The sequence below is a fragment of the Variovorax sp. Varisp85 genome, assembly GCF_047304045.1.
Classification (GTDB): domain Bacteria; phylum Pseudomonadota; class Gammaproteobacteria; order Burkholderiales; family Burkholderiaceae_C; genus Variovorax.
In genome coordinates, this window is sequence record NZ_JBGLYN010000003.1 from 72,186 (window position 1) to 88,331 (window position 16,146).

18 protein-coding genes are annotated in these 16,146 nt (G+C 67.2%); 14 read left to right on the top strand and 4 right to left on the bottom strand.

The window, feature by feature from the left end; genetic code table 11:
• The first annotated feature begins 7 nt into the window (after window positions 1–7).
• The 5 genes from ACCC97_RS02540 (at window position 8) to adk (ending at window position 3,188) form a co-directional block, all read left to right on the top strand.
• Entirely contained in the window at window positions 8–433 is a 426-nt protein-coding gene (locus ACCC97_RS02540) for an ExbD/TolR family protein (RefSeq protein WP_042674034.1), read from the top strand.
• Window positions 434–1,465: a tetraacyldisaccharide 4'-kinase gene (gene lpxK / locus ACCC97_RS02545; protein ID WP_413331507.1), complete on the top strand. Its 1,032-nt coding sequence runs from the start codon at window positions 434–436 to the stop codon at window positions 1,463–1,465.
• Complete coding sequence (locus ACCC97_RS02550; protein ID WP_007836935.1) at window positions 1,446–1,628, top strand: Trm112 family protein; 183 nt, start codon at window positions 1,446–1,448, stop codon at window positions 1,626–1,628. Before lpxK ends, ACCC97_RS02550 begins: the two co-directional genes overlap by 20 nt.
• Complete coding sequence (kdsB, locus tag ACCC97_RS02555) at window positions 1,625–2,398, top strand: 3-deoxy-manno-octulosonate cytidylyltransferase (protein ID WP_413313576.1); 774 nt, start codon at window positions 1,625–1,627, stop codon at window positions 2,396–2,398. The genes ACCC97_RS02550 and kdsB overlap by 4 nt, the downstream gene beginning before the upstream one ends.
• Before the next feature lie 133 nt (window positions 2,399–2,531).
• Window positions 2,532–3,188: an adenylate kinase gene (gene adk / locus ACCC97_RS02560; protein WP_413331508.1), complete on the top strand. Its 657-nt coding sequence runs from the start codon at window positions 2,532–2,534 to the stop codon at window positions 3,186–3,188.
• A 36-nt stretch (window positions 3,189–3,224) separates the two neighbouring features.
• Here the strand turns inward: adk and ACCC97_RS02565 are convergent, their stop codons facing one another.
• Entirely contained in the window at window positions 3,225–4,190 is a 966-nt protein-coding gene (locus tag ACCC97_RS02565; RefSeq protein WP_413331509.1) for an asparaginase, read from the bottom strand.
• A 73-nt stretch (window positions 4,191–4,263) separates the two neighbouring features.
• Here ACCC97_RS02565 and lexA point away from each other — a divergent pair, with 73 nt between their 5' ends.
• The 9 genes from lexA to ACCC97_RS02610 all read left to right on the top strand — a co-directional run bounded on the left by lexA (window position 4,264) and on the right by ACCC97_RS02610 (window position 13,313).
• Window positions 4,264–4,947 (top strand): transcriptional repressor LexA, encoded by a 684-nt coding sequence (gene lexA, locus ACCC97_RS02570; protein WP_007836939.1) that lies wholly within the window; start codon window positions 4,264–4,266, stop codon window positions 4,945–4,947.
• 138 nt (window positions 4,948–5,085) lie between these two features.
• Window positions 5,086–5,463, top strand: coding sequence for a hypothetical protein (locus tag ACCC97_RS02575; RefSeq protein WP_007836940.1), 378 nt, complete (start codon window positions 5,086–5,088; stop codon window positions 5,461–5,463).
• An 89-nt stretch (window positions 5,464–5,552) separates the two neighbouring features.
• Complete coding sequence (locus ACCC97_RS02580; RefSeq protein ID WP_007836951.1) at window positions 5,553–6,560, top strand: D-2-hydroxyacid dehydrogenase family protein; 1,008 nt, start codon at window positions 5,553–5,555, stop codon at window positions 6,558–6,560.
• Window positions 6,557–7,714 (top strand): MFS transporter, encoded by a 1,158-nt coding sequence (locus ACCC97_RS02585; RefSeq protein WP_007836952.1) that lies wholly within the window; start codon window positions 6,557–6,559, stop codon window positions 7,712–7,714. Before ACCC97_RS02580 ends, ACCC97_RS02585 begins: the two co-directional genes overlap by 4 nt.
• An 85-nt stretch (window positions 7,715–7,799) precedes the next feature.
• Window positions 7,800–9,320 (top strand): 3-hydroxyacyl-CoA dehydrogenase, encoded by a 1,521-nt coding sequence (locus ACCC97_RS02590; protein WP_007836953.1) that lies wholly within the window; start codon window positions 7,800–7,802, stop codon window positions 9,318–9,320.
• A 6-nt stretch (window positions 9,321–9,326) separates the two neighbouring features.
• Window positions 9,327–10,106 carry an oxepin-CoA hydrolase, alternative type gene (locus ACCC97_RS02595; protein ID WP_413331510.1) on the top strand — a complete coding sequence of 260 codons (780 nt, stop codon included), beginning with the start codon at window positions 9,327–9,329 and terminating at the stop codon, window positions 10,104–10,106.
• 61 nt (window positions 10,107–10,167) lie between these two features.
• Window positions 10,168–10,887: a Crp/Fnr family transcriptional regulator gene (locus tag ACCC97_RS02600; protein ID WP_007836955.1), complete on the top strand. Its 720-nt coding sequence runs from the start codon at window positions 10,168–10,170 to the stop codon at window positions 10,885–10,887.
• Between the two features lie 16 nt (window positions 10,888–10,903).
• Window positions 10,904–12,010, top strand: a complete 1,107-nt coding sequence (locus ACCC97_RS02605) for a phosphotransferase (protein WP_413331511.1) — start codon at window positions 10,904–10,906, stop codon at window positions 12,008–12,010.
• A 28-nt stretch (window positions 12,011–12,038) separates the two neighbouring features.
• The gene (locus tag ACCC97_RS02610; protein WP_056592700.1) at window positions 12,039–13,313 is read left to right on the top strand and encodes an acyl-CoA dehydrogenase family protein; all 1,275 of its coding nucleotides are present in this window, start codon (window positions 12,039–12,041) and stop codon (window positions 13,311–13,313) included.
• Window positions 13,314–13,392: 79 nt separating this feature from the next.
• Here the strand turns inward: ACCC97_RS02610 and ACCC97_RS02615 are convergent, their stop codons facing one another.
• The 3 genes from ACCC97_RS02615 to folP are packed head-to-tail and all read right to left on the bottom strand — an operon-like array spanning window position 13,393 to window position 16,045.
• Window positions 13,393–13,893 carry a GNAT family N-acetyltransferase gene (locus ACCC97_RS02615; RefSeq protein WP_413331512.1) on the bottom strand — a complete coding sequence of 167 codons (501 nt, stop codon included), beginning with the start codon at window positions 13,891–13,893 and terminating at the stop codon, window positions 13,393–13,395.
• 14 nt (window positions 13,894–13,907) lie between these two features.
• Window positions 13,908–15,236: a phosphoglucosamine mutase gene (gene glmM, locus ACCC97_RS02620; RefSeq protein ID WP_007836960.1), complete on the bottom strand. Its 1,329-nt coding sequence runs from the start codon at window positions 15,234–15,236 to the stop codon at window positions 13,908–13,910.
• Entirely contained in the window at window positions 15,233–16,045 is an 813-nt protein-coding gene (gene folP / locus ACCC97_RS02625) for a dihydropteroate synthase (protein ID WP_413331532.1), read from the bottom strand. Before folP ends, glmM begins: the two co-directional genes overlap by 4 nt.
• Between the last annotated feature and the right edge of the window lie 101 nt (window positions 16,046–16,146).

The following is a 16,146-nucleotide window of genomic DNA, read 5'->3' on the forward strand; positions in this document are numbered from 1 at the left end:
CGCCCGCATGCAGTTCCGCCATGGTGCGCGCGACGAGCCGGAGATCAACCTGATCCCGTTCATCGACGTGCTGCTGGTGATCCTCATCTTCCTGATGCTGTCGACCACCTACAGCAAGTTCACCGAAATGCAGCTGAGGTTGCCGACGGCAGACGTCGACGCGCAGCGTGACTATCCGAAGGAAGTGATCGTGGCGGTGTCGGCCGACGGCCGCTACTCGATCAACAAGAGCCCGGTGGCCGACCGCAGCGTGGAAACCGTGACGGCAGCCCTCGCCGCCGCGGCCACCGGCGGCAAGGACAGCGTGGTGATCATCAGCGCCGACGCGACCAGCCCGCACCAGGCCGTGGTGACGGTGATGGAGGCCGCGCGCCGCGCCGGCATGATGCAGATCACCTTCGCCGCCCAGTCGACGGCACAAGCCGGGCACTGAGTGCCTTCCGACGGCCGCAGCAGCAGCAAGGCGGGTTCGCCGTCCGCCTCGCGGCTGCAGCGTGCCTGGCTGCGCCGAGGCCCGCTGGCTTGCCTGCTGTGGCCATTGTCGTTGCTATATGCCGCGCTCTTCGCGGTGCGGGGCTGGCTCTATCGGCTGGGATGGCTGCGGACCGAGCGGGTGCCCGTCCCGGTGATCGTGGTCGGCAACGTGATCGCGGGTGGAGCGGGGAAAACACCGGTCGTGATGGCCGTCGTCCAGCATCTGCAGGCGCGAGGACTGACGGTCGGCGTGGTGTCGCGCGGCTACGGCCGGCGCACCGACGATTGCCGCGAGGTGCTCGGCGACAGCGATCCACAGGATGTCGGCGACGAACCTGCGCTGATTCACCATGCCACGAAGGCGCCGGTGTTCGTGGCGCGCAAACGCATCGATGCGGCGCGCGCCCTGCTCGCCAGCCACCCGGCCACGCAGGTCGTCGTGAGCGACGACGGCCTGCAGCATCTGGCACTGGGTCGCGATATCGAGATCTGCGTGTTCGACGACCGCGGCATCGGCAACGGCTGGCGACTGCCTGCAGGCCCGTTGCGCGAAGCCTGGCCGCGGCCATGCGATCTGGTGTTGCACAGCGGCGCACGGCCCGCGTTCGCCGGCGGCTACACCGCTACCCGCGCGCTCGCATACGACGCCTTGACCGGCAGCGGACAACGCGTGCCCCTGGCAACCCTTGCAGGCCGGCCCCTGGTGGCACTGGCAGCCATTGCGCGGCCGGAGGCCTTCTTCGACATGCTGCGCGCACGCGGCCTGATGCTCGCCGAAACCATCGCACTGCCCGACCACTTTGACTTCGGGAGTTGGCAGCGCCCTGCCGCCACCGAACGCACCATCGTCTGCACGGAAAAAGATGCCGTCAAGGTGTGGCGCAAGGCGCCCGATGCGCTGGCAGTGCCATTGCACTTCGCGCCCTCGCCGGAATTCTTCACCGCACTCGACGCAAAGCTATCATCGCTCGATGGATACCAAGCTGCTTGAACTGCTCGTCTGCCCCGTCACCAAGGGTCCGCTAACCTGGAACCCCGAGAAGCAGGAGCTCTGCTCGCGCAGCGCGCGCCTCGCCTATCCGGTGCGCGACGGCATTCCAGTGCTGCTCGAGAACGAAGCGCGCACGCTCTCCGACGAAGAGCTCGGGCTGTGAGCTTCACCGTTCTGGTGCCGGCGCGCCTGGCGTCGACACGGCTTCCCAACAAACCGCTGGCCGACATCGCTGGCTTGCCTATGGTGGTGCGCGTGGCGCAGCGCGCCGGCGAATCCAGCGCGGCGCGTGTGGTGGTCGCCGGCGACGATCCTTCGATCGTTGCGGCGTGCAAGGCGCACGGCGTCGAAGCCATCCTGACGCGCCAGGACCACCCCAGCGGCACCGACCGGCTGGCCGAAGCCTGTGAGCAGCTTGGCCTGGACGGCGACGACATCGTTGTCAACGTACAGGGCGACGAGCCACTGATCGATCCCGCGCTGATCGACGCCGTGGCATCAACGCTGGCCACCCATGCGGAAGCAGCGATGAGCACAGCGGCCCACGAGATCGACTCGATCGGCGACTTCATGAACCCCAACGTGGTGAAGGCCGTGCTCGACACGCAAGGCAACGCCATGTACTTCAGCCGCGCACCGATCCCGTGGTGGCGCGACGGCTCCGCAAACGGCGCGGCCCCCGCGGTGCTGCCCACGCCCGCCCCGCTGCGCCACATCGGCATCTACGGCTATCGCGCGGGCTTCGTGCGGAAGTTTCCGTCGCTGCCGCCGGCGCCTGTCGAGGCCACCGAAGCACTCGAACAGCTGCGCGCGCTATGGCACGGCCATCGCATCGCGGTGCATGTGAGCCATGTCGCCCCCGGACCGGGCATCGACACGCCCGAAGATCTGGCGCGCGTGCGTGCCGTCTTTGCCGCCGCACCCCCCGCCTGAGACGCTCCGCAGCCTGCCCGGCAGCGGAAATTCTTCGCGGGCACGCGTGCTATCCTCGAAGCAACTCCGCCTAGCCCAGCCCTGGGGCCGACGCTTGGTGCGACACAAAATCCAAGAACCGTCCGAGGAAACCATGAGACTAATTTTGCTGGGCGCGCCCGGGGCGGGCAAAGGCACGCAAGCGGCTTTCATCTGCCAGAAATACAGCATTCCCCAAATCTCGACCGGCGACATGCTGCGCGCCGCCGTCAAGGCCGGCACGCCGCTCGGCCTGCAGGCCAAGGCCGTCATGGACGCCGGCGCACTGGTCAGCGATGACCTGATCATCAATCTTGTGAAGGAACGCATTGCGCAACCCGATTGCGCCGGCGGCTTCCTGTTCGACGGCTTTCCCCGCACCATTCCCCAGGCCGATGCCATGAAGGCAGCGGGGGTCAAGCTCGACTACGTGCTCGAGATCGACGTGCCCTTCGGCGACATCATCGAACGCATGAGCGGCCGCCGCTCGCACCCGGCCTCGGGCCGCACCTATCACGTCAAGTTCAATCCGCCCAAGGTTGAAGGCAAGGACGACGTGACCGGCGAGGAACTGATTCAGCGCGAGGACGACAAGGAAGAAACCGTGCGCAAACGGCTCGACGTGTACAGCCAGCAGACGCGTCCGCTGGTCGACTACTACTCGGCCTGGGCCGAGGCCGACCCGGCCGCCGCCCCGAAATACCGCGCCATCAAGGGTGTGGGCACGGTGGACGAAATCACGCAACGTGCATTGGCTGCCCTGAACAGCTGATCCTCCCAACCGCCCCTGTACGGGGCGGTTTTGCTTTCACCCCAGCAGTTCCAGCATCAGCGCGATGCGCGCCTTCACGGGCGTCAATGCGCCAGCATCGCGCAGCTCGTCCCCGGCCTTCGGCAGGATGCGCCCGTTGGCGCAACGCGTGGCGCGAACAACCGCAACGCCTGCGTCCTGCGCCTTGAGCGCAGCCGCTTCCAGCGCGTGGTGCAGGGTGCCGTTGCCAGTGGCGGCAAGCACCAGTCCTCGCACGGGATCGGCACCGCCGAACTGCAGCAGCGCATCGATCACAGCACCGCTGGCGCCGGCATGGCTCATGACGATCTCGACGCGGGGCCACTGAACCGCAGCCTCCAGGAAGACCTTCGACGCGTGTGATGCAGCGCCTTCCGGCCAAGACCGGACAAGGCGAACCTCCCCTTCCTCGACATAACCGACGGGCCCAGCATCGCCTGAAGCAAAGGCGTCAGGCCGATAGGTGTGCACCTTCTGGATGTCGATGCCGCTGTGGATCGTGCCGGCGCACACCACCGCTACGCCTCGCGCGCCCTGCGTCGCGGCAACGCTGATGGCGTCGCGCACGTTCTGTGGTCCGTCGGGCGCCAGCGCGGTCGCCGGGCGCATCGCGCAGGTCAGTACCACGGGCTTGGAGGGCGCCAGCACCGAGTGCAGGAAGAATGCGGTCTCTTCGAGCGTGTCGGTGCCGTGCGTGATCACGACGCCTGCCACGTCGGCCTGCGCCAGCCAGTGCGCACTGCGCCGGGCCAGTTGCTGCCAGATGGCGAACGACATGTCCTTGCTGTCCACCTGCGCGACCTGCTCCGCTTCCAGCAACACGCCCTCAGGCGCCTCGATGCCGCCCAACAGGTCGGCCACGCCGACCTGTCCCGCGGTGTAGCCGATGTTGTCGCCGCTACTGGCGGCCCGGCCGGCAATGGTGCCGCCCGTGCCCAAAACCACGACACGGCGGCGCGATTCAGGCGAAGAGGAATTGACCATAGCTTGTCAACTTTTAAAAACTGGTTAAAAATACAGCTACTGGATATCTAGCCAGTGCCGCAAGGAACCACATATGCAGTTCGCCGTGAAGCTTACAGCCCGCCAGCAGCAGATCCTGGACCTGATCCAGAGCGCCATAGCACGCACCGGTGCGCCGCCCACGCGCGCCGAAATCGCCACCGAGCTCGGGTTCAAGTCGGCCAACGCCGCCGAAGAGCATTTGCAGGCGCTGGCGCGCAAGGGTGTCATCGAGCTCGTGAGCGGCACCTCGCGCGGCATCCGCCTCAAGGGCGACGCCCTGCGTTCGCTCAATGAAACACGCCACCGCGAAGGTGGCCAGTTCTCGCTCTCGCTGCCCGGCATGGCCCAACTGGCATTGCCGCTCATCGGCCGCGTCGCAGCCGGCTCGCCCATCCTCGCGCAGGAGCACGTCGACCAGACCTACTACGTCGAGAACACGCTGTTCCAGCGCCAGCCCGACTACCTGCTCAAGGTGCGCGGCATGTCGATGCGCGACGCCGGCATCATGGACGGCGACCTGCTCGCGGTGCAGGCCACCAAGGAAGCGCGCAATGGCCAGATCGTGGTTGCGCGCCTGGGCGACGAAGTGACCGTCAAGCGCCTGAAGCGCAACAAGCAGGTCATCGAGCTGCACGCCGAGAACCCCGACTACCCGACCATCATCGTCCAGCCCGGCGAGCCCTTCGAAATCGAAGGCCTCGCAGTCGGGCTCATCCGCAACACCATGCTGATGTAGGCCCCGCGGCCTGCTTTTTGCAGCACCCCATCCGGCAGCGACAGGTGGCGGGCGTATGGCGAAGAGTCGCCATCACCCTGTCGCAGCCGACTCAAGAAATCCTGCCTGTGTTCAACCTCATACTTTTTTGGAGTTCACATGGGAATCGCCCTCCTCGCCATCGCTGATTTCTGGATGCCGCTGCAATCGCTGGCCAGCCGCCTGATGCCGGCACACCGTCCTCGCCGCAGGGATCGCCTCGACGCTGCCGAATCCTCGACCGGACTTCGCTACGTGGCGGTGCGCCCTGCCTGCACCGCCCGCGCCGGCGGCGGTGCAACACCCACAGCAGCCAGCGCCGCGCCGGCGCGTCCGTTGCGCGTGGTTCGCGTGGTCGACGGCATGGGCCAGCAGCGCAGCAACCGCGTCGTGATCTCGGGCCGCATGGCCGATGTCTGCGCCGAACTCGACCGGCTGGCCGCACTCGAAACCGCCGAGACCGCGGCCGCGGCCCCTCGTTCGACCCGCCTTCACTGAGCCAGAACACCCCTGCGAGCGGCTGTGGGGTGGGTATCCAAACGTTCACTGGCACGACATTCCAATGCTGCGAGGCACAATGGCACGCCATGAACATTGTGATCCTCGACGATTACCAGGACGCCGTGCGCAAACTGCGCTGCGCCGCCAAGCTGGACGCGTACGCGGCCAAGGTCTATACCAATACGGTGAAGGGTATCGGGCAGCTTTCGGTTCGCCTCAAGGATGCCGACGTGATCGTGCTGATCCGCGAGCGCACCCAGATCTCGCGCCAGCTGATCGAAAAGCTGCCGAAGCTCAAGCTCATCTCGCAGACGGGGCGTGTCGCCGGGCACATCGACGTTACTGCCTGCACGGAACGTGGCGTCGCGGTCGCGGAGGGCTCGGGCTCGCCGCAGGCGCCTGCTGAGCTCACCTGGGCGCTCATCATGGCCGCCATGCGCCGGCTGCCGCAGTACATCAGCAACCTCAAGCACGGCGCGTGGCAGCAGTCGGGGCTCAAGTCGGCCTCGATGCCGCCCAACTTCGGGATCGGCTCGGTGCTCAAGGGCAAGACGCTGTGCATCTGGGGTTATGGCCGCATCGGCCAACTGGTGGCGCGCTATGGACAGGCTTTCGGGATGCAGGTCGTGATCTGGGGCCGTGAAGCCAGTTGCGCCAAGGCCCGCTCCGACGGCTTCCAGGTCGCACAGAACCGCCACGAGTTCTTTGCCGCGGCCGACGTGCTGTCGGTGCATCTGCGGCTCAACGAAGAGACCAACGGCCTCATCACGCTGGAAGATCTCTCGCGCATGAAGCCGACGGCGCTGTTCGTCAACACTTCGCGCGCCGAACTGGTCGAAGCCGACGCCCTGCTCGCCGCGCTCAACCGCGGCCGCCCCGGGCTGGCCGCCATCGACGTGTTCGAGAGCGAGCCGCCGCTGCAAGGCCATGCGTTGCTACGGCTCGAGAACTGCATCTGTACGCCGCACATCGGTTACGTCGAGCAGGAGAGCTACGAGAGCTACTTCGGTCAGGCGTTCGACAACGTGGTGAGCTACATCAACGGCAACCCGACGAACATCGTGAATCCCGGCGCGCTGCAGGTTCGCCGGTGAACCGGCCGGCGCCCCGGGGTGCACTCTGGGCGCTGCTCGCCGGCAATTTCGTGATCGGCACGGGCGTGATGGTGGTGCCCGGCACGCTCAATGAAATCAGCACCTCGCTTTCGGTCACGGCCGCCACCGCGGGCCAGCTGATCACGGCCGCAGCGGCAGTGATGTGCGTCGGCGCACCGCTGCTGGCTGCGGCGGTCGCGGGCTGGGACCGCCGCCAATTGCTGGCGCTCAGCCTGCTCTGGTACGCCGCGGGCCACATCCTCTGCGCGCTGATGCCGAGCTTCGGCGCCCTGCTGCCGGTGCGCATGCTCACGGTGGTCGCTCCAGCCATCTTCACGCCCCAGGCCGCGGCCTGCGCCGGCATGCTGGTGCCGCCGGAGCAGCGCGGACGCGCCGTCACTTTCGTCTTCCTGGGCTGGTCCATGGCCTCGGTGCTGGGCCTGCCCATCGGCGCGCTGATCGGCGGCCACCTGGGCTGGCGCATGGCCTTCCTGGCCATTGCGGCGCTCAGTGTCGCAAGCGCGACAGCGGTCTGGCTCACCTTGCCGAACGGCGTCCGCCCCGCCGCTCTGACCGCCGAAGCATGGTCGCGCGTGCTGCGCAGCCCGGTGCTGATGGGCATCGTTTCGGTCACGGCGCTGCAGGGGGCCGGCCAGTTCGTGCTGTTCAGTTATTTCGGCCCGGTCCTCAAGCAAGGCTTCGGCGCGGACGCCACCACGCTGAGCGTGATGTGGGCGCTGTTCGGCGCCTGCGGGCTGGTCGGCAACATGATGGTCAGCCGCTTCATCGACCGTGTGGGCGCCGGCCGCATGGTGCTGATTACCACCGTGCTGATCGCCTCGAGCCTGCTGCTGTGGCCGCTGGCCTCCACGCTCGCCTGGCTGGCTGTCGTGCTCGTTCCGTGGGGGTTGGGCTGCTTCTCCGCCAACTCAGCCCAGCAGGCCCGTCTGGTGGGTCTGGCGCCGGCCCTCGCACCAGGCTCCGTGGCGCTCAACAGCTCCGGCATCTATACCGGGCAGGCCGTGGGCGCCGCGGTCGGCGGCTGGCTGCTTGCCAACGATGCCGGGGCATGGATGAGCTGGGTCGGTTTTGGCCTGCTGCTGGTCGCCATATCGCTCAGCGTGGCCATCGATCGCAGCCGCCGGGCGGCCTGAAAGCGCGCCCCCGCGTTAAACCCGTCACGCCCCACCCGCACGGGGCTGCAAAATCAGAGTCTTCGTCAGCATCAATCTCCAGCAAATGACAGTGAACTACACCCGAATCGGCGTCATCGGCGCAGGCGCCATGGGTCGCGGCATCGCACAGATCGCCGCCCAGGCAGGCAGCGAAGTGCTGCTGCTCGACAGTTTCGCAGGCGCCGCCGAGCGCGGCCGCGAGGCCCTCGTTGCGCAATGGAACAAGCTGCACGAGAAGAACAAGATCGACGCCGCCACGCGCGATGCCCAGATCGCCCGCGTCAAGGCGATCGACAGCATCCAGGCTCTGGCCGGCTGCGACCTGGTGATCGAAGCGGTCATCGAAGACCTCGAAGTCAAGCGCAAGCTGTTCCGCGAGCTCGAAGGCTCGGTGAGCGAGGCCGCCACGCTGGTCACCAACACCTCGTCGCTCTCGGTGACGGCCATCGCCGCCGGCCTCAAGCACCCGGAGCGCTTCGCGGGCTTCCACTTCTTCAACCCCGTGCCGTTGATGAAGGTGGTCGAGGTGGTCGCGGGCTTCAAGACCGCGCCCGAAGTCTGCAAGCAACTGGCCGGCTACGCGGTGCAGATGGGCCACAGCGCCGTGCAGGCACAGGACACGCCGGGCTTCATCGTCAACCACGCGGGCCGCGGCTATGGCACCGAGGCGCTGCGCATCGTCGGCGAAGGAGTGACCGACTTTGCGACCATCGACCGCATCCTCAAGGACCAGGCGGGCTTTCGCCTGGGCCCGTTCGAGCTGCTGGACCTGACGGCTCTCGACGTGTCGCATCCAGTGATGGAGTCGATCTACCACCAGTATTTCGAGGAGCCGCGCTTTCGACCGAGCGTGATCACCGCGCAGCGGCTGGCTGCGGGTGCCCTGGGCCGCAAGACCAACGAAGGCTTCTACCGCTACACCGACGGCGTGATGCAGCAGGCGCCCGAGGCCCCTGCGCCGGTGGTCGAGGGCACGCCTTCGGTCTGGGTGTCTCCGCGCGCAGCACGCCGCGCCGAGCTGCTGCGCCTGGTGAACACGCTGGGCGCGCAGATCGACAGCGGCGCCGCGGCCGCGCCGCACTCGCTGATCCTGGTGGCGCCGCTGGGCTTCGACGTGACCACGGTCGCAGCGGTCGAGCGCCTGGACGCCACGCGCACTGTCGGCATCGACATGCTCATCGACGACGACGCTACCAAGCGCCGCGTACTCGCCACCAACCCTGCGACGCGCCGCGACGTCCGCGATGCCGCGCACGCCCTCTTCGCGCGCGATGGCAAGGCAGTGAGCGTGATCCGCGACAGCGGCGGCTTCGTCACGCAACGCGTGATCGGCACCATCGTCAACATCGCCACCGACATGTGCCAGCAGCGCGTGTGCACGCCGGCCGACCTCGAGACCGCGGTGCAGCTGGGACTCGGCTATCCGCGCGGCCCGCTCGCCATGGGCAATCTCTACGGTCCGACCAACATGCTCGAAGTGCTGTTCAACCTGCAGACGGTGTACGGTGATCCGCGGTATCGCCCGAGCCCGTGGCTGCGCCGCCGCGGCGCGTTGGGCCTGAGCCTGCTGCACGAAGAAGAATAGACAGACATGACCGCCGAACTCAAGAGCACAAGCGAAGGCAGCACCATGGTGCTGACGATCGCAAACCCCACCCAGCGCAACGCACTGGGTCCGGAAATCTATGCCGCGGGCATCGAGGCGCTCAACGGCGCCGAGAACAGCGCCGAGATCCGCAGTGTCGTCATCGTGGGCGAAGGTGCATGGTTCTGCGCCGGCGGCTCGCTGCAGCGGCTGCTGGCCAACCGGCAGCTCGACCGCTCGGTGCAGGCCGAGAGCATCGAGGGCCTGCACAACTGGATCGATTCGATCCGCACCTTTCCCAAGCCGGTCATCGCAGCGGTCGAAGGCGCGGCTGCCGGTGCCGGCTTCTCGCTCGCGCTGGCTTGCGACTTCGTCGTGTCGGCCCGTGACGCGGTGTTCGCGGCCTCGTACAGCAACGTGGCGCTGTCGCCCGACGGCGGCCTGAGCTGGCACCTGGGACAGCAGTTGCCGCGCCAGCTGGCGAGCGCATGGCTCATGAACGGCGAGCGCATCGGCGCACCGCGTCTGCATGCGCTCGGCCTGGTCAACGAACTCACGGAAAACGGCCAGGCGCTCGCAGGTGCGCTGGCGCTGGCCGCGAAGCTCAATGCACGCGCGCCGAACTCGCTGGCCAGCATCAAGGAACTGCTCAGCGAGGCGCGAGGCGCCACGCTGGCCACGCAGCTCTCGCAGGAGCGCGACCACTTCGTGCGCAACCTGCACCATGCGAACGCAGGCATCGGCATCGCCGCGTTCCTCGAAAAGAAGCCGCCGCAGTACGAGTAACGCCAAACGGCGTCGCTCCCGTGACACCCACCAGCATTCCAGTCGCCGAGAGGACAGACCAATGGACGACCCCATTCTTACCATCGAAGAACGTGAAGCGATCAATAGTGGTCGCTGGTTTTCTTCCCTATCTCCATCGCTACGGCACGACATCCTCCGATGCGCCTTCGTCAAACGCTACAAGGACGGCGACCTGATCGCTGCCCGCGGCGATCCTCCCGAACACTGGATCGCCTGTGCCAAGGGCGCGGTGCGCGTGAGTTCGACGGCCGTCTCCGGCAAGCAGGTGACGCTGACCTACGTGGAGCCGGGCATCTGGTTCGGCGACGTGGCGATGTTCGACGGGGACCGGCGCACGCACGATTCCTACTCGCACGGCGACACCACGATCCTGTGCGTGGCGCGCGCCGACTTCCAGAAGATCCTGGCCTCGCACGTGGAGTTGTACGAGGCGCTGATGCGGCTGCAGGCACGCCGCATCCGCACGCTGTTCGGGCTGGTGGAAGACCTCAACACCCTGCCCCTGCGGGCACGGCTGGCCAAGCAGCTCATTCACCTCGTGCGCAGCTACGGCGTGCCGAACCTGGAAGACGGCAACCAGATGCGCATCGGCCTGCAGCTGGCGCAGGAAGAGCTGGCGCAGCTGCTGGGCGCATCGCGCCAGCGGGTCAACCAGGAACTCAAGACCATGGAGCGCGAGGGCAGCATCCGCATCGAACAGGGCGGCCTGGTCGTGCTGGACCGCGCAGCCTTGAGGCGCATTTCCGAAGCCGAGAACTGAAAAGCCAGACGCAGACATGAGCCAGGACTTCTCCAACTTCATCGGCACCCGTGCCGTCTCGCAACAGCACGCTTTCGACGTCGACGCGCTCGCGGCCTGGCTCGAGAAGAACCTCGAGGGGTTCAAGGGTCCGCTCGCGGTCGAGATGTTCAAGGGCGGCCAGTCGAACCCGACCTACAAGCTCGTCACGCCGTCGCAAAGCTATGTGATGCGCGCCAAGCCGGGTCCGGTCGCCAAGCTGCTGCCCTCGGCCCACGCGGTAGAGCGCGAGTTCAAGGTGATGAGCGGCCTGGCCGGCACCGATGTGCCCGTGCCACGCATGTACTGCCTGTGCGAAGACGAGGCCATCATCGGCCGCGCCTTCTACGTCATGGAGTTCATGCAGGGCCGCGTGCTGTGGGACCAGTCGCTGCCCGGCTTCAGCAATGCCGAACGCGCGGCCCACTACGACGAGATGAACCGCGTCATCGCGGCGCTGCACACGGTCGACTTCGCCGCCCGCGGCCTGGCCGGCTACGGCAAGCCCGGCAACTACTTCGAGCGCCAGATCGGCCGCTGGAGCAAGCAGTACAAGGCCTCGGCCGACGGCACCGGCGAACTCTCCCAGCCCATCGAGGCCATGGAGCGCCTGATCGACTGGCTGCCCGCCCACATGCCGGCGAGCGCGCGCGACGAGAGCAAGGTGTCGATCGTCCATGGCGACTATCGCCTCGACAACGTGATGTTCCACGCCACCGAGCCGCGGATCATCGCGGTGCTCGACTGGGAACTCTCCACGCTGGGCCACCCGCTGGCGGACTTCAGCTACCACTGCATGTCCTGGCACATGCCGCCCACCACGGGCCGCGGCATCGGCGGTGTGGACGTCGCCGCGCTGGGGATTCCCACCGAGAGCGAATACATCCGCCGTTATTGCGAACGCACCCGCATCAGCACACCCGAGGCGCTGGCGCCCGACTGGAATTTCTACCAGGCCTACAACCTGTTCCGCATGGCCGCGATCCTGCAAGGCATTGCCAAGCGGGTCGAGGCCGGCACCGCGTCGAGCGAGCAAGCCGTGGCTTCGGCCCGCGGCGCCCGCCCCATGGCCGAAATGGCCTGGCAGTTTGCCCAAAAGGCATAAGCCGCCCCACACCCACCAGGAGACGAAGATGGATTTCGAATACTCGGCCAAGACCAAAGACCTGCAGAAACGCGTCCAGGCATTCATGGACGACCACATCTATCCGGCCGAAGCCGAGTACCACGCCGAACTGGCCGCCAACACGGTCGCCGGCAAGCGCTGGTCGGCTCTCAAGACCGTCGAGAAGCTCAAGGAAAAGGCCAAGGCCCAGGGCCTGTGGAACCTGTTCCTGCCGGTCGACAGCGCCGCCGCCTCGGGCTATGAAGGCGCGGGGCTGACCAACCAGGAATACGCCCCGCTGGCCGAGATCATGGGCGCGGTGCCATGGGCGAGTGAAGCCTTCAACTGCTCGGCGCCCGACACCGGCAACATGGAGACCATCGCGCGCTACGGCTCGGAAGAAATCAAGGCCCGCTGGCTCAAGCCGTTGCTCGAAGGTCAGATTCGCTCGGCCTTCGCGATGACCGAGCCCGAAGTGGCATCGAGCGATGCCACCAACATCGCCACGCGCATCGAACGCCAGGGCGACGAATACGTGATCAACGGTCACAAATGGTGGATTTCGGGTGCGGCCGACCCGCGCTGCGCCGTCTTCATCACCATGGGCAAGAGCGACCCCGATGCGCCGCGCCACTCGCAGCAGAGCATGGTCATCGTGCCGGCCGATGCCAAGGGCATCCGCATCGTGCGCCCGCTGAACGTGATGGGCTACGACGATGCGCCGCACGGCCACGTCGAGATGTACTTCGAGAACGTGCGCGTGCCCGTCAACAACATTCTGCTCGGCGAAGGCCGTGGCTTCGAAATCGCCCAGGGCCGCCTCGGCCCTGGACGCATCCACCACTGCATGCGCCTGATCGGCCTGGCCGAGCGCGCGCTCGAACTGATGTGCAAGCGCGCCTCGTCGCGCGTGGCCTTCGGCAAGACCGTGGCCTCGCAGACCGTGACGCAGGAACGCATCGCCGAAGCCCGCTGCAAGATCGACATGGCTCGCCTGCTCACGCTGAAGGCCGCCTGGCTGATGGACGTGGCCGGCAACAAGGTCGCCAAGAACGAGATCGCCATGATCAAGGTGGTGGCGCCGTCGATGGCCTGCCAGGTGATCGACTGGGCCATGCAGGTCCACGGCGGCGGCGGCATGTGCGACGACTTCCCGCTTGCGGCCGCCTATGCCGGTGCGCGCACGCTGCGCTTTGCGGACGGCCCGGACGAAGTGCACCGCAATGCAATCGCCAAGTGGGAGCTGGGCAAGTACGCCCCGACCAAGGCGGGCGATGCCGAAATGCCGGTAACACGTTTCTGATCTGACTTGCCCCTCTTCCCGGGGGAGAGGGTTGGGGTGAGGGCCGACGGCGACAGGTACGCCTCGGCCCTTTTTCTTTTCAGAGCTTCTTCTGCAGGAAGACGGCCCTGCCGAACGCCGGATCGAGCTGATAGCTCACGAACCCGTCGCGTTCATAGGCGCGCAGCGCGGGCGCGTTGCCCGACAGCACTTCGAGCGTGAGCTTGCAGGCGCCGCGCCTGCGCGCCTCCTGCTCCACCTGAGCGAACATCTTCTGCGCCACGCGCTGCCCGCGATGGCCGGCCAGCACGACCACATCGTGCACGTTCACCAGCGGCTCGCAGGCAAAGGTCGAGAAGCCTTCGATGCAGTTGATGAGGCCCACGGCCCGCTCACCGTCGTAGGCCAGCACGCTGAAGGCCTGCGGGCGCGCTGCCAGCGCCGCAGGCAAGGCTTCGCGCACGGCCGCGTCGAGCGGCGTGCCGCCACCAGCCGGATCGCGGGCATAGCTGTCCAGCAGGGACACGACAGCCTCGGCGTGCGCGGGATTGCGATAGTCGGCGATCAGGGTCGCGATCGCGGCGTGGCCAGGCGTCGACATGCGATGCGCGCCGATCAGCCCAGCGTGGCCGCCAGGCGCTGGGCGTACGAGTCGGCTTGTGCCGCATCGCGCGCCTCGACCATCACCCGCACCAGCGGCTCGGTGCCGCTCGCACGGATCAGCACGCGGCCGCTGTCGCCAAGTTCCGCCTCGATGCGCTGGGTTTCGCTCGCGAGCGCCTTGTTGGACTTCCAGTCCTGGTCCGGAGACAGGCGCACGTTGATCAGCGTCTGCGGGAACAGCGTGACGCCTTCGAGCAGCTGCGCCACTGTCTTGCCGCTGCGCACGCAGGCCTGCAGCACCTGCAGTGCGCTCACGATGCCATCGCCCGTGGTGTGGCGATCGAGCGCCAGCAGATGGCCGGAACCTTCGCCGCCCAGCAGCCAGCCGCGCTTGTCCAGCTCTTCGAGCACGTAGCGGTCGCCGACCTTGGCACGCACGAACTCGATGCCCTGCCCGCGCAGCGCCACTTCGACGGCCTTGTTGGTCATGAGCGTGCCGACCACGCCCGCCGGCTTCTCGCCGCGCGCGATGCGCTCGGCCACCATGAGGTAGAGCAGCTCGTCGCCATTGAACAGGCGCCCGCTGGCATCCACCAGCTGCAGGCGGTCGGCGTCGCCGTCGAGGGCGATGCCATAGTCGGCCTGCTGCGTCGTCACCGCGGTCACCAAGGCCTGTGGATGCGTGGCGCCGAAGCCCTTGTTGATGTTGAGCCCGTCGGGCGAAACGCCGATGCTGCTGACCTCCGCACCCAGTTCGTGGAACACGTTGGGCGCGACCTGATACGCCGCGCCGTGCGCCGCGTCGACGACCAGCTTCATGTCGCGCAGGGTCAGGTCGTTGGCGAAGGTGCTCTTGCAGAACTCGATGTAGCGCCCCGGCGCGTCGTTGAGGCGGCGGGCCTTGCCCAGGTCGGCGGAGGCTGCCCATACCGGCGCTTCCTCCAATGCCGCCTCGACAGCCAGTTCCCAGGCGTCGTCGAGCTTGGTGCCCTGCGCGCTGAAGAACTTGATGCCGTTATCGGGGTAGGCGTTGTGGCTCGCGCTGATCACCACGCCCAGGCTCGCGCGCTGGGCGCGCGTGAGGTACGCCACGCCGGGCGTCGGCAACGGGCCGAGCAGCACCACATCGACGCCCGCCGAATTGAAGCCCGACTCGAGCGCCGACTCAAGCATGTAGCCCGAGATGCGCGTGTCCTTGCCGATCAGCACCGTGGGACGCGCCTGGGTTCTCTTGAGCACGCGGCCCACGGCATGTGCGAGGCGCAGCACGAAATCGGGCGTGATGGGCGCCTGGCCGACAGTGCCGCGGATGCCGTCGGTGCCGAAATATTTGCGGGTCATGTGGTTTCCTCTTTTCTTTGTTGTGGTTCTTGTGTCGCCTTCATTGCTCGCCACACGGCGAGGGCGGCCACTGTGTCGCGCATGTCATGCACGCGCACCACGGCCGCGCCGCGGTCCACGGCCAGCACCGCCGCGGCGACGCTGGGTACCATGCGCTCGCCCGCCGCCTCGATGCCCGTGACGGCGCCGATGGACGACTTGCGCGACCAGCCCAGCAGCAGCGGGTAACCGCCGGCGAGCAACTCGCGCTGGCGCGCCAGCAAGGCGAAATTCTGCATCACGGTCTTGCCGAACCCAACGCCGGGGTCGAGCATGATGCGCGAAGAATCGACTCCCGCCGCACGAAGAAGTTGCGCCTGCTCCCCGAGGAAAGACAGCACTGCCGGGATCACGTCGCCCGCCATGGGCACGGCCTGCATGGTCTGCGGGTCCCGATGCATGTGCATCAGGCAGATGCCGCACGAAGGGTGCGCCGAGACGGCTTCGCGCGCGCCCGGCTGGCGCAGCGCCCAGATGTCGTTGACGATGTCAGCGCCCAGATCGAGCACGGCGCGCATGACCTCGGGCTTGTAGGTGTCGATGGAGATCGGCGCGTTCAGCTTCACTGCCTCGCGCACCACGGGCAGCACGCGTGCCAGCTCGGCCTCGAGCGGCACCGCGGGGCTCCCTGGGCGGGTCGATTCACCGCCGATGTCGAGGATGTCGGCGCCCTCCTTCAGCAGCTGCTCGCAGTGCTTCAGCGCGCTGCCGGTGGAAGCGTGGGCACCGCCATCGGAGAAGGAGTCGGGCGTGACGTTGACGATGCCCATCACGCGCGGCTGCGCGAGGTCGATGCGAAAGCGTGAGGTCTGCCAGACCTCTCCATGGAAAACGGGGCCAGAGGCCCCGTTGTTGCTTGCTGCCAAGTCCA